General features: G+C 65.5%; 10 protein-coding genes. 4 read left to right on the forward strand and 6 right to left on the reverse strand.

What is annotated here, in order from left to right; all coding sequences use genetic code 11:
• Positions 1-165: 165 nt before the first annotated feature.
• On the reverse strand, positions 166-2,775 hold the full coding sequence (gene acnB / locus ACG10_RS09020) for a bifunctional aconitate hydratase 2/2-methylisocitrate dehydratase (RefSeq protein ID WP_089167961.1): 2,610 nt from the start codon (positions 2,773-2,775) through the stop codon (positions 166-168).
• A gap of 387 nt (positions 2,776-3,162) precedes the next feature.
• Here acnB and ACG10_RS09025 point away from each other — a divergent pair, with 387 nt between their 5' ends.
• Positions 3,163-3,639, forward strand: a complete 477-nt coding sequence (locus ACG10_RS09025) for a DUF1289 domain-containing protein (protein ID WP_089167962.1) — start codon at positions 3,163-3,165, stop codon at positions 3,637-3,639.
• Between the two features lie 76 nt (positions 3,640-3,715).
• Positions 3,716-4,318: a tRNA-(ms[2]io[6]A)-hydroxylase gene (gene miaE, locus ACG10_RS09030; protein ID WP_089167963.1), complete on the forward strand. Its 603-nt coding sequence runs from the start codon at positions 3,716-3,718 to the stop codon at positions 4,316-4,318.
• Positions 4,319-4,330: 12 nt separating this feature from the next.
• Here the strand turns inward: miaE and ACG10_RS09035 are convergent, their stop codons facing one another.
• From ACG10_RS09035 to ACG10_RS09055, 5 genes are all read right to left on the reverse strand, one after another.
• Positions 4,331-5,674, reverse strand: coding sequence for a TolC family outer membrane protein (locus ACG10_RS09035; protein WP_089167964.1), 1,344 nt, complete (start codon positions 5,672-5,674; stop codon positions 4,331-4,333).
• Entirely contained in the window at positions 5,675-7,021 is a 1,347-nt protein-coding gene (locus ACG10_RS09040; protein ID WP_089167965.1) for an HlyD family type I secretion periplasmic adaptor subunit, read from the reverse strand. It abuts the gene before it with no gap.
• Between the two features lie 6 nt (positions 7,022-7,027).
• Positions 7,028-8,752, reverse strand: coding sequence for a type I secretion system permease/ATPase (locus ACG10_RS09045; protein WP_089167966.1), 1,725 nt, complete (start codon positions 8,750-8,752; stop codon positions 7,028-7,030).
• A 276-nt stretch (positions 8,753-9,028) separates the two neighbouring features.
• A complete protein-coding gene (gene lpxH / locus ACG10_RS09050) occupies positions 9,029-9,754 on the reverse strand; it encodes a UDP-2,3-diacylglucosamine diphosphatase (RefSeq protein ID WP_089167967.1) in 726 nt (241 codons plus the stop codon).
• A gap of 4 nt (positions 9,755-9,758) precedes the next feature.
• On the reverse strand, positions 9,759-10,253 hold the full coding sequence (locus ACG10_RS09055) for a peptidylprolyl isomerase (RefSeq protein ID WP_089167968.1): 495 nt from the start codon (positions 10,251-10,253) through the stop codon (positions 9,759-9,761).
• A 156-nt stretch (positions 10,254-10,409) separates the two neighbouring features.
• On the opposite strand from ACG10_RS09055, the gene ACG10_RS09060 reads away from it, so the two are divergent.
• On the forward strand, positions 10,410-12,083 hold the full coding sequence (locus tag ACG10_RS09060; protein ID WP_089167969.1) for a glutamine--tRNA ligase/YqeY domain fusion protein: 1,674 nt from the start codon (positions 10,410-10,412) through the stop codon (positions 12,081-12,083).
• The gene (gene cysS / locus ACG10_RS09065) at positions 12,084-13,469 is read left to right on the forward strand and encodes a cysteine--tRNA ligase (protein ID WP_089167970.1); all 1,386 of its coding nucleotides are present in this window, start codon (positions 12,084-12,086) and stop codon (positions 13,467-13,469) included.
• Positions 13,470-13,513: the final 44 nt, after the last annotated feature.

The raw sequence follows: 13,513 nt of genomic DNA on the forward strand, positions 1-13,513 counted from the left end.
AGTGGGGTCCCGCCGTTGGGACCGCCGAGGCTGCTGGATACGAAGCAAGCGATATGCCAGGGCCTGGGGCATCGGCCTTTCGACCTGTGGCCACTCTAGCGCAGGACTGCAGAAAAGAAGAAGCCCCGCACGGGGCGGGGCTTCTTCATTCAGCGGGAGTGTCGCTTAGACCTGCAGGACCGGGAGTTCGGCCTTGGCCGCCGCTTCCTTGTACTCGGCGATCTGGTCGAAGGACAGGTAGCGATAGATATCGGCAGCCATGGTGTCGATGTTCTTCGCGTATTCCATGTACTCCTCAACGGTCGGCAGCTTGCCAAGGATCGAGGCGACCGACGCCAGTTCGGCGGAAGCCAGGAACACGTTGGTCGCATCGCCCAGACGGTTCGGGAAGTTACGGGTCGAGGTGGAAACCACGGTCGAACCGGTCTGTACGCGGGCCTGGTTACCCATGCACAGCGAGCAGCCCGGCATTTCCATGCGCGCACCGGCCTTGCCGTAGATGCCGTAGTAGCCTTCCTCGGTCAACTGGTGGGCGTCCATCTTGGTCGGCGGAGCCAGCCACAGACGGGTCGGGATGCCGCCCTTGACCTTGTCGAGCAGCTTGCCGGCAGCGCGGAAGTGACCGATGTTGGTCATGCACGAGCCGATGAACACTTCGTCGATCTTCTGACCGGCAACGGTGGACAGCAGGCGGGCGTCGTCCGGGTCGTTCGGCGCGCAGAGAACCGGCTCCTTCACTTCGGACAGGTCGATCTCGATCACCGCGGCGTATTCGGCGTCCTTGTCGGCTTCCAGCAGCTTCGGATTGGCCAGCCAGGCTTCCATCGCCTGGGCGCGACGCTCCAGGGTTCGGGCATCGCCGTAGCCTTCGCCGATCATCCAGCGCAGCATGGTGATGTTCGAGCGCAGGTATTCGGCGATGGCCGCTTCCGGCAGCTTGATGGCGCAACCGGCAGCGGAACGCTCGGCGGAGGCGTCGGACAGCTCGAAGGCTTGCTCGACGGTCAGGCTGTCCAGACCTTCGATCTCGAGAATGCGGCCGGAGAAGATGTTCTTCTTGCCCTTCTTCTCGACGGTCAGCAGGCCGGCCTGGATCGCGTAGTAGGGGATGGCATGCACCAGGTCACGCAGGGTGATGCCGGGCTGCAGCTTGCCCTTGAAGCGCACCAGAACGGATTCCGGCATGTCCAGCGGCATGACGCCGGTGGCGGCGGCGAAGGCCACCAGGCCGGAGCCGGCCGGGAAGGAGATGCCGATCGGGAAGCGGGTGTGCGAGTCACCACCGGTACCGACGGTATCCGGCAGCAGCATGCGGTTCAGCCAGCTGTGGATGATGCCGTCGCCCGGACGCAGGGACACGCCGCTGCGGTTCATGATGAAGTCCGGCAGGGTGTGGTGGGTCTTGACGTCGATGGGCTTCGGATAGGCGGCGGTGTGGCAGAAGGACTGCATCACCAGGTCGGCGGAGAAGCCCAGGCAGGCCAGGTCCTTCAGCTCGTCGCGGGTCATCGGGCCGGTGGTGTCCTGGGAACCGACGGTGGTCATCTTCGGTTCGCAGTAGGTGCCCGGACGGACGCCCTTGCCTTCCGGCAGACCGCAGGCGCGGCCAACCATCTTCTGGGCGAGGGTGAAGCCCTTGCCGCTGTCGGCCGGCGCTTCCGGCTTCTTGAACAGGGTGGACGGAGCCAGACCCAGCTCGGCGCGGGCCTTCTCGGTCAGGCCGCGGCCGATGATCAGCGGGATACGGCCGCCGGCGCGGACTTCGTCGAGCAGCACGTCGGTCTTCAGCGAGAAGCTGGTGACCAGCTCGTCGCTGCCGTTGCGGCGCACTTCACCCTTGATCGGGTAGACGTCGATGACGTCGCCCATGGCCAGGTTGGTGCAGTCGAATTCGATCGGCAGGGCGCCGGCGTCTTCCATGGTGTTGTAGAAGATCGGGGCGATCTTGGTGCCGAAGCAGAAGCCGCCGGCGCGCTTGTTCGGCACGTAGGGGATGTCGTCGCCGAAGAACCACAGCACCGAGTTGGTGGCGGACTTGCGCGAGGAACCGGTACCGACCACGTCACCGACGTAGGCGACCGGGAAGCCCTTGGCCTTGACCGCTTCGATCTGCTTCAGCGGGCCGACGGAGCCCGGCTGAACCGGCTCGATGCCGTCGCGGGCCATCTTCAGCATGGCCAGCGCGTGCAGCGGGATGTCGGGGCGCGACCAGGCGTCCGGAGCGGGGGACAGGTCGTCGGTGTTGGTTTCGCCCGGGACCTTGAACACGGTCAGGGTGACTTTTTCCGGAACGGCCGGCTTGGCGGTGAACCACTCGCCGTCAGCCCAGGACTGCAGCACGGCCTTGGCGGCGGCGTTGCCCTTCTTGGCGCGCTCGGCGACGTCGTGGAAGGCGTCGAACATCAGCAGGGTGTGCTTGAGTTGCTCGGCGGCCACGGTGGCCAGCTCGGCGCTGTCCAGCAGCTCGACCAGGGTGGCGATGTTGTAGCCGCCCTGCATGGTGCCCAGCAGCTCGACGGCGCGGGTCTTGCTGATCAGCGGGGAAGTGGCTTCGCCCTTGGCGATGGCGGAGAGGAAACCGGCCTTGACGTAGGCTGCTTCGTCCACGCCCGGCGGAACACGGTTGGTGATCAGGTCAACCAGGAAGGCTTCTTCGCCGGCCGGCGGGTTCTTCAGCAGTTCGACCAGGCCTGCGGTCTGCTCGGCGTTCAGCGGCTGGGGCACGACGCCCTGGGCGGCACGCTCTTCTACGTGTTTGCGATAGGCTTCAAGCACAGTTTTACCCTCATCAGTGGTCCCAGGGGTTTCCGGGACACTCATCCTGGGAATCTCCGCACGCAAGCGCCTTCGCCGCTTTATGGGCGGCACGGCCAAGGTTGCGACGATCCCCCTCCAGAAGCTGTTTTCAAAGTTTTACGCCGAGGGAGGGGAGGCGTCGGCACCCTGTGGTGGGTGCCTGCGCCGTTCCATTCGGGTCAACTGTGCTCGTGACGCTTTGAAAACAGCTTCGACTGGACAGTGGTGCCAAAAAGGCGTTGGCAGTGTACTGGAAAGCGGGGGTCGAGTTAAAGCCGCCCGGGGCTTCATGCGGGTGACCGGGCCTAGACAAAGGGCTAAGATATCGCCCCGCTCCCCGCTTTTCCCTGGTTACCCCCTTCGCCCATGTCCCATCAGCGTATCAAGACGCCCTGTATCGGTCTCTGCTCAACAGTCTATGGTGATCTGGTCTGCCGGGGCTGCAAGCGTTTCCACCACGAGGTGGTGAACTGGAACCAGTACACCGAAGAGGAAAAGCGCGCCGTCTGGATGCGCCTGGAGGCTCTGCTGGTGCAGGTGGTGCAGGCCAAGCTGGAGGTGTTCGATGCGCAGCGGCTGCGCAGGCAGCTGGAGCAGCGGCAGATCCGCTTCGTGGCCGAGCAGTCGGCGTATTGCTGGGCTTATCAGCTGATCGTCCGCGGTGCCCGGGCGATCAACCAGCTCGAGGCCTATGGCATCGCCCTGTTGCCGGAGTTTCGCGGCTGGGAATTGCCGGCCTTGCGCGATGCCATCGACCGGGAGTTCTTCCTGCTCTCCGAGGCCCATTACGAACGCTACATCGCCCCGCGCTTCCTGCGCGAGGGCATGCAGATGCGCATCTAGAGAACGGGGCGGCCGACTCCTCCGCAGCAGGCGGGAACCGTATAATGCCGGGCCTTCCAAGACCAGTCAGATTGCCATGTCCCTGCTTCCCGAAATCGAAAGCTTCCTGCTCTGCCCGACCCCCCTGGCCTGGATCGAGCAGGCGTTGCAGCACCCCGAGATCCTGCTGATCGATCACGCCAACTGCGAGAAGAAGGCGGCCGGCACGGCGTTGACCCTGCTGTTCCGGCATGTCGACAAGGAGGATCTGCAGTACAAGCTGTCGCGCCTGGCCCGCGAGGAGTTGCGCCATTTCGAGCAGGTGGCCGAGCTGATGAAGAAGCGCGGTGTCGTCTACCGACCGCTCAGCGCCTCGCACTACGCCCAGCGCCTGCATGCGCATATCCGCAAGAACGAGCCGGGCCGGCTGGTGGATACACTGATCGTCGGCGCCTACATCGAGGCGCGTTCCTGCGAGCGTTTCCATCGCCTGGCGCCCTTTCTCGACGAGGAGCTGGGGCGCTTCTATATCTCGCTGCTCGCCTCGGAGGCGCGGCATTATCAGGATTATCTGGGCATGGCCCGCCAGTATGCCGGCGAGTCGATCGACGCGCGTGTGGCCTTCTTTGCCGAGGTCGAGCGCCAGGCGATCCTCACGCCGGATGCAGAGTTCCGCTTCCACAGCGGCGTGGCAGCCTGACGGCTGCCGCCTTCAATAGGTCAGGGCCAGTTCCGGCCCCAGGTAGGCATTGGCCTGATGGATATCGTCGTCGCCGAGCAGGCCGACTGCTTCGGCCAGTTGCAACCGTGCCTGCAGGTAGCGCAGCTTGGCCTCCAGCAGGTCGCGGCGGGCGATGAAAACCTGCTCTTCCGCGTTGAGGATGTCGAGGTTGGTGCTGGAGCCGGCGAGGAAGCCTTTCTTGGCCGAGTCCTGCGCCCGCTCGCTGGAGGCGACGGCCTTTTCCAGCGCCCTGATGCGCGCCTGGCCGCTCTGCACGCCACGAAACTGGCGGGTGGTGGCCGAGAGCACCTCCTCGCGGGTGGCATTCAGCTCCTCGATGCTCTGTTCGCGGCTGGCCACCGCCTGGCGCACCCTGGCACTGACGCCGCCGCCGGCGAAGAGCGGCATGTTGAGCTCCACCCCGGCGGTGGCGTAACGGTTTTGCTGGTCGAGCGTGGAAATCGAGTCGCTCTCGCTGTCGGTGTAGCCCAGCACCAGATCCAGGGTCGGCCAGTGCCCGCTCCGGACCCGCCTGACTTCCTCCTCCGCCTCCCGCTGCTTGTGGTGCTGCGCTCGCAGCGTCGGGTTGTTCGCCTGGGCCTGGCCCAGCCAGTCCTGCAGGCTGGCGGGCTGCAGGGCCGGCGTGGGGAACTCCCGGCGCAGGGAGGCGAGCCGTTCCGGCACGCCACCCAGCATTTCCTGCAACAGGCGCAGGGCGACGATCAGCCCGTCCTGGGCTTCGATCAGCTCGGCCTGGGCAAGGTCGCGCCGCGCGGTCGCCTGGTCGACGTCGGTGATGGTGCCGTCACCCAGATCGAAGCGCCGCTGGGCGGCGGCGACCTGCTGTTCGAAGGCCTTGAGCTTGGCGGCTGCCAGGTCGATGGTTTCGCGGGCCAGCAGCACGTCGAAATAGCGGCCGGCCAGGCGCACTGCTGCATTTTGCGTCTTGGCGTCGAAGATCGCCTCGCTGTACTCGGCACGCTGTTTGCCCTGACGGTATTCGGCAAGCTTCTGCAGGTTGAACAACGGCTGGCGCAGGCGAACCGCGGCATTTTCCGAGTCGTAGTCGAGATCGCTTTCCACCGTGCGGCCCAGGGCGTTGGGCTCTTCCCGGGTACCTTCCAGGCGGCTCTTGCTGGCGACAGCGTTGATCTGCGGCAGCAGGCCGGCGCGGCCGATGGCGCGATTCTCCAGTCCGGCATCGCGCTCGTGCAGCGCCGCACGATAGGTCGGCCCCTGCATCTGTAGCAGTTCCCAGGTGTCCTTGAGGTCCATGGCGCAGGCGGGCAGGCAGGCCATGCAGGCCAGGCCGGCCAAGGCGAGACGGGCGGCCATTCATTGCTCCTTGAAGGCACTGTCGATCCGGACGAGCATCGGCTTCAGCAGATAGCTCATCAGGTTGCGTTCCCCGGTCTTGATGGTCACGGTGGCCGGCATTCCGGCGCGGATATGGTTGCTGCCAAGCATGTCCATGCCCGCCTCGGTCACCTCGACCTGGGCCAGGTAGTAGGGCTCCTTGCTGACCTCGTCGACCAGCCGGTCGGCCGACACGGTGAGCACGCGCCCCGGAATGTTTGGGGTCTGCGCGTGGTTGAAGGCGGGGAAGGTGATGTCCACCGGCAATCCTGGAGCCATCTTGTCGATGGCCTGCACCGGGATCATGGCATCCACCTGCAGCGGTTCGTCCGCCGGCACCACGTTCATGATTTCCGAACCCGGCTGGATCACGCCGCCGATGGTGGTGACATTGAGGCCGAGCACCAGGCCGTCGATGGGCGAGCGGATCACCGTGTGGGCCACTTCGTAATCCAGGGCTCGCAGGCGGTCGGCCAGGGTGGCGGCCTCCTTCTGCACCTCGGTTAGCTGCGACTGCACTTCCTTCTGGTAGTCCTGTTCCAGCTGCAGGATGCGCAGCTTCAGTTCGGCGATCTGGTTGTGCGTGCGCCCGATGTCGGCGATGGTCTGCGCCCGCTGTGCGTTCAGCTCGGCGGCGTTGCGCTCCAGTTCGAGCAGGCGGTTGCGGGCGACGTAGCCTTCAGCGGCGAGGTGGCGCACGCCCTCCAGCTCCTGGTTGAGAAGCTGGATCTGCGCATTGCGCGCGGCCTGCACCTGGCGCAGTCCCTTGAGTTGTTCCTCGGCGCCACGAATGTTTTCCTTGAGGATGCCGGCCTCGCCTGTCAGTGCCGAGCGGCGGGTGGCGAACAGCCGCGTCTGCAGGCCGAGCGCATCCTGCAGGCGCGGATCGCCGGCGAAGCGCCTGAGCAGTTCGGGGTCGAAGTGCACCCTGTCCAGACCGTCGCGTTCGGCCTGCAGGCGGTTTTCCACGGTCCGCGCCACGATGTACTGGGCGCTGATCCCCCCCTGTTCGGCGATGGCACGGGTCGGATCGAGCTCGATCAGAGGCTGGTCGCGCCTCACCCGGTCGCCCTCGCGCACCAGAATGGCCTTGATCGAGCCGCCGGTCAGGTGCTGGATGGTCTTGCGATTGTCGGTCACGTTGACCGTGGCGTTGGCCACCACGCCGGCATCCAGGGGGGCCAGGCTGGCCCAGAGGAGGAATCCGCCAAAGCCGGCGGCCACCAGCCACAGGCCCCAGCGCCGGGGACGGCGATCGTCGATGTCGATCTCCGGCCGGTCCTGCGACAGTCCGCGAGTCGTGTGCTCATTTTCCTGGTCCACCATGGCTCGTCACTCCTTGGTCTTGACCGATGCCAGGGGGCCGCTGCCCGCCGCGCCGGCCTGGCGCAGGGCGGCGAGGACTTCGTCGCGGCTGCCGAACATGTGCACCGTTCCCTCGCGCAATACCAGCAGCTTGTCCACGATGTTCAGCACGGTCGGCCGGTGGGAAATCAGCACCAGGGTCTTGCCACGCCGCTTCAGGTCGCTCAGGGCGTGGATCAATGCCATCTCGCCCACGTCATCGAGGCTGGAATTCGGCTCGTCGAGAACAATCAGTGCCGGATCTCCGTAGAGGGCGCGGGCCAGGGCGACGCGCTGTTTCTGTCCGCCGGACAGCGAGCTGCCGTCGGTGCTCAGCTGGGTGTCGTAGCCCTGCGGAAGGCGCAGAATCATGTCGTGCACGCCTGCCTGCCTGGCAGCCTGGATCACCGCGTCGCCGTCCAGCGGACCGAAGCGGGCGATGTTCTCGGCGATACTGCCTTCGAACAGTTCGACATCCTGCGGCAAGTAGCCGAGCCAGGGGCCGAGCTCCTCCTTGTTCCACTGGAAGACATCGGCGCCGTCCAGGCGGACCTTGCCGGCCTGGACAGGCCAGATGCCGGCCAGCAGGCGGGCGAGGGTCGACTTGCCCGAGGCCGAGGGACCGATGACGCCCAGGGCTTCGCCGGGCGCCAGGCCGAAGGTGACGCCGCGCAGGATCGGCAGCGACGAGCCGGGTGCGCAGGCGAAGGCACCCTCCACGCTCAGTCGGCCTGACGGTCGGGGCAGCGACATGGCCGGCGGGCGGGCGGGAAACTCCTGCAGCAGGGCGGACAGGCGCTTCCAGGCCGCTCGACTGGAGAGCAGCTGTTTCCAGGTGGCGATAACCTGTTCGACCGGCGCGAGGGCGCGTCCGCTGAGGATGGAACAGGCGATCATCATGCCCGGCGTGATCTCGCCCTGGATCGCCAGCCATGCGCCGCCGCCCAGAATCAGCGACTGCAGGGTGATCCGGACGAAGCGCGTCAGGCCGTTGATGTAGGCGGCCCGGTCGGAGGCCAGGGTCTGCAGGTCGAGAATCCGCAGATGGTTGCTGAACCAGCGCTGCCGGAGAGCTGGCAGCATGCCCATGGCCTCGATGACTTCGGCGTTGCGCAGGCTGTTGTTGGCGAAGCTGCCGGAGGCCAGGGCGGCCTGGTTGGCTTCGGTCAGCGGTTTGCGGGTGCTGACTTCGGTCAGCCAGGCGAGACTCACCAGCAGCAGCGAGCCGATCAAGGTGACGATGCCGAGCAGTGGATGGATCAGGGCGATGACCAGCAGGTAGATCGGTGTCCAGGGCGCGTCGAAGAAGGCGAACAGGCCGCTGCCGGTGAGAAACTGCCGGACCTGGGAGAGATCCTGCAGGGCCTGCGCCGGGTTACCGCCGGCCCGCCTGAGGTTGCGTTCGAAGGCGGCGCTGAAGACCCGTTGATTGAGCATCATGTCGAGCCGATTGCCGACCCGGATCAGCACGCTCGAGCGCACCACCTCCAGCAGGGCGAGTAGCACGTACAGCCCCACGGTCAGCAGGGTCAGCATCAGCAGGGTGGTGGCGTTGCTGCTGACCAGGGCCCGATCGTACACCTGCAGCATGTAGATCGCCGGCGTCAGCATCAGCAGGTTGATCACCCCGCTGAAGACGGCAAGAGCGTAGAAGGTTCGGCGCAGGCGAAACAGTGTTTCAGCCAGCTCGGAACGGGACTGCGGCATATCCATACCTATCCTCGGTGCTGGAGACTGCAGGGTTGTTGGACGTGTCCAAGGTTTCCCCACTGCCTCAAGCGTCCCGGGTATTGGCAGAGGCCCACCGGTCGGATGAAAGAGGAATCTACCGCTAAGTTATAGATCAGAATTATGGCGTTGCAGTGGCCAAATGATTCTGAAATGCCTTATGGCGGCGCAAGTCTGCGTAAGGGGATGAATACGGGCTGGAGCGAGCCGGGAGCGTGGCCGCGCATGCTCGAGCGATAGGGCGGGCCCCTGGTTCGGGTCTCAGGCGATGGGAAATGAGTCCAGATGGTAGCCGCGGTCATCGACCTGCAGTACCCAGCCCTGGCGATTCCAGTCGCCGAGGACGATGCGCCGGGCGTCCCGGCCGTCGATCTGCAATTCATGCACGGCGGGGCGATGGGTGTGGCCGTGGATCAGGGTCAGCACGCCATGGGAAGCCATGGTTCGCGGCACTTCATCGGGAGTGACATCGACGATTTCGGTGGCTTTCTGGCGGACTTGCAGGCGGCTGGCGTCGCGCCACTTGCGGGCCAGCTGCTGGCGCCTGGAAAGGGGCAGGTGGCGCAGAAGCCACGTCGACACCGGATTGCGCAGGCGCCGGCGAAAGCGCATGTAGGCGATGTCGCGAGTGCACAGGGTGTCGCCATGCATCAGCAGCACGGGCGCGCCGTTCAGCTCGATGCGGCTGGGATCGCGCAGCAGGGTGCACCCGGCCAGGCGGCAGAAGGCACGGCCGACGAGGAAGTCGCGGTTGCCATGCATCATGAAGATTCGCGTGCCCTGATTCGCCACTTCACGCAGGGCTTCGGCGATGGAGCGCTGGAAGGGCGTCATGGCATCGTCGCCGATCCAGACCTCGAAGAAGTCGCCGAGGATGTACAGCGCTTCGGCCTGGCTGGCACGCTCCTTCAAAAAGCGCAGGAACGCCCGGGCAATGTCCGGGCGTTCCTCGTCGAGATGCAGATCCGAGATCAGCAGCGTGGTCATCGGATTATTCGACGATCTCGGCCTTCTCGATAATCACGTCGTCTACTGGCACGTCGCCATGACCGGCACGGCTGCCAGTGGCCACGGTCTTGATCTTGTCGATCACGTCCATGCCTTCGACCACTTCGCCGAACACGGCGTAGCCCCAGCCGTGCGGGGTCGGCGCGGTGTGGTCGAGGAAGGCGTTGTCCTTGACGTTGATGAAGAACTGCGCGCTGGCCGAGTGCGGGTCCGGCGTGCGGGCCATGGCAACGGTGTATTTCTTGTTGGTCAGGCCATTGTTGGCCTCGTTCTTGATCGGCGCGCGGGTCGGCTTCTGCTTCATGCCCGGCTCGAAACCGCCGCCCTGAATCATGAAACCATCGATCACGCGGTGGAAGATGGTGCCGTCGTAATGGCCTTCCTTCACGTACTGCTCGAAGTTGGCTGCGGTTTCCGGCGCCTTGTCGGCGAACAGTTTCAGGGTGATGGTGCCGTGGTTGGTGTGCAGCTTGATCATGGCTGAGTTCCACTGGGTGGGTGAGGGATGCCCGGACCGTGCCGGCTGATGGTCGTTGCTGCCGGGTCTCTGTCAGGGGCATGACGGGTCCGCTATGATAAGCCCTTTGCATTGGCCGGCCTACCCTAGCCGGCGCCGACATGTTTCAAGGATCCCATGAGCAAGCCCGAGACTCCCGCCGCTGCCGCGAACTTCCTCCGCCCGATCGTCCAGGCCGACCTGGAGTCGGGCAAGCACGCCAAGATCGTCACCCGCTTCCCGCCGGAGCCCAACGGCTACCTGCACATCGGCCACGCCAAGTCGATCTGCCTGAACTTCGGCCTGGCCCAGGAGTTCGGCGGCGAGTGCAACCTGCGCTTCGACGACACCAACCCGGCCAAGGAAGACCAGGAATACATCGACGCGATCAAGGCGGATGTCGAGTGGCTGGGCTTCCAGTGGGCTGGCGAGGAGCGTTACGCCTCCAACTACTTCGACCAGCTCTATGCCTGGGCCGTGCACCTGATCGAAAACGGCAAGGCCTACGTCTGCGACCTGTCGCCTGAGGAAGCGCGCGCCTACCGCGGCAGCCTGACCGAGCCGGGCAGGAACAGCCCGTTCCGCGAGCGTTCGGTGGAGGAGAACCTCGATCTGTTCGCCCGCATGAAGGCCGGCGAGTTCCCCGACGGCGCCCGTGCGCTGCGCGCGAAGATCGACATGGCCTCGCCGAACATGAACCTGCGCGACCCGATCCTCTATCGCATCCGCCACGCCCATCACCACCAGACCGGCGACAAGTGGTGCATCTACCCGAGCTACGACTTCACCCACGGTCAGTCGGACGCCATCGAGGGTATCACTCACTCGATCTGCACCCTGGAGTTCGAGGATCATCGTCCGCTGTACGAGTGGTTCCTGGCCAACCTGCCGGTGCCGGCCCAGCCGCGCCAGTACGAGTTCGCCCGCCTCAACCTGAACTACACCATCACCAGCAAGCGCAAGCTCAAGCAACTGGTCGATGAAGGTCACGTCAACGGCTGGGACGACCCGCGCATGTCGACCCTGTCCGGTTATCGTCGCCGCGGCTACACCCCGGCCTCGATCCGCCACTTCTGCGACCTGATCGGCGTCAACCGCGCCGGCGGCCTGGTCGACATCGGCATGCTGGAATTCGCCATCCGCGAGGATCTCGACGCCAATGCTTCGCGTGCCATGTGCGTGCTCAAGCCGCTGAAAGTGGTCATCACCAACTACCCGGAAGGCCAGGTCGAGAATCTCGAGCTGCCGCGCCATCCCAAGCAGGATATGGGCGTGCGCGTGCTGCCGTTCTCCCGCGAGATCTACATCGATGCCAGCGACTTCGAGGAAGTTCCGCCGGCCGGCTACAAGCGTCTGATCCCCGGCGGCGAAGTGCGCCTGCGCGGCAGCTACGTGATCCGTGCCGACGAGGCGATCAAGGACGAAGCCGGCAATATCGTCGAGCTGCGCTGCTCCTTTGATCCGAACACCCTCGGCAAGAACCCGGAAGGCCGCAAGGTCAAGGGCGTGATCCACTGGGTGCCGGCCGCCGAGAGCGTCGAGTGCGAAGTGCGCCTGTACGACCGCCTGTTCAAGGCCGCCAACCCGGAGAAGACCGACGAGGAGGGCGGCAGCTTCCTCGACAACATCAATCCGGAGTCGCTGGTGGTGCTCAAGGGCTGCCGCGCCGAGCCGTCGCTGGCCCAGGCGGTGCCGGAAGAGCGCTTCCAGTTCGAGCGTGAAGGCTACTTCTGCGCCGACCTGAAGGACTCGAAGCCGGGTGCCCCGGTGTTCAACCGCACCGTCACCCTGCGCGATTCCTGGGGGCAGTAAATGACGCTTTCCATCTACAGCACCCTGTCCAAGAGCAAGGACGAGTTCAAGCCGCTGGAAGGCAACAAGGTGCGCATGTATGTGTGCGGCATGACCGTCTACGACTTCTGCCACATCGGCCATGCGCGGGTGATGGTGGCGTTCGACGTGGTCGCCCGCTGGCTGCGCCATCGCGGCTATGAGCTGACCTACGTGCGCAACATCACCGACATCGACGACAAGATCATCCGTCGCGCCAACGAGAACGGCGAGCCGTTCCAGGCGCTGGTCGCACGGATGATCGATGCCATGCATGAGGACGAGGCACGCCTCAACGTGCTGCGCCCGGACCTCGAGCCGCGCGCCACCGACCACATCGCCGGCATGCACGCGATGATCCAGACCCTGATCGACAAGGGCTTCGCCTACGCCCCGGGCAATGGCGACGTCTATTACCGGGTCGGCAAGTTCGAGGGCTACGGCAAGCTGTCGCGGCGCAAGATCGAGGACCTGAAGATCGGTGCGCGCATCGAGGTCGACGAAGCCAAGCAAGATCCGCTCGACTTCGTGCTGTGGAAGGGTGCCAAGCCGGGCGAGCCGAGCTGGGAATCGCCGTGGGGCCCCGGTCGTCCGGGCTGGCACATCGAGTGCTCGGTGATGTCCACCTGCTGCCTGGGCGAGACCTTCGACATCCACGGCGGCGGCCCGGATCTGGTGTTCCCGCACCACGAGAACGAGATCGCGCAGAGCGAGGCGGCCACCGGCAAGCTGTACGCCAACGCCTGGATGCACGCCGGCGCGGTGCGCGTCGACGGCGAGAAGATGTCCAAGAGCCTCGGCAACTTCTTCACCATTCGTGAGGTGCTGGAGAAGTACCACCCCGAGGTGGTGCGCTACCTGCTGGTGTCCAGCCACTACCGCAGCCCGATCAACTACTCCGAGGACAGCCTACGCGAGGCCAAGGGCGCGCTGGAGCGCTTCTACAACGCGCTCAAGGGCCTGCCGGCTGCGGTGCCGGCCGGTGGCGAGGAGCATGTTGCGCGGTTTGCCGCGGCGATGGACGACGACTTCAACACCCCGGAGGCTTGCGCCGTGCTGTTCGAGCTGGCCCGCGAGGTCAACCGCCTGCGCGAGTCGGATCTTGCCTCCGCGGCCGCTCTGGCGGCGCGTCTGAAGGAGCTGGCCGGCCTGCTTGGCGTGTTGCAGCTGGAGCCGGAAACCTTCCTGCAGGCCGGTGCGGAGGGCAAGGTGAACGCCGACGAGGTCGAGGCACTGATCGCCGCACGCCTGCAGGCCCGCGCTGAGAAGAATTGGGCCGAGTCCGACCGCATTCGTGACCAGCTCACCGCCATGGGCGTGGTGCTGGAAGACGGCAAGGGCAGCACGACCTGGCGTCTGGCCGACTGAGGGGCGGCAGGAAAGGTGGGCCGCTTGAGGGTGGCCGCGGATGA

Origin of the sequence: Azotobacter chroococcum (assembly GCF_002220155.1) — a bacterium.
Taxonomy (GTDB): Bacteria; Pseudomonadota; Gammaproteobacteria; order Pseudomonadales; family Pseudomonadaceae; genus Azotobacter; species Azotobacter chroococcum.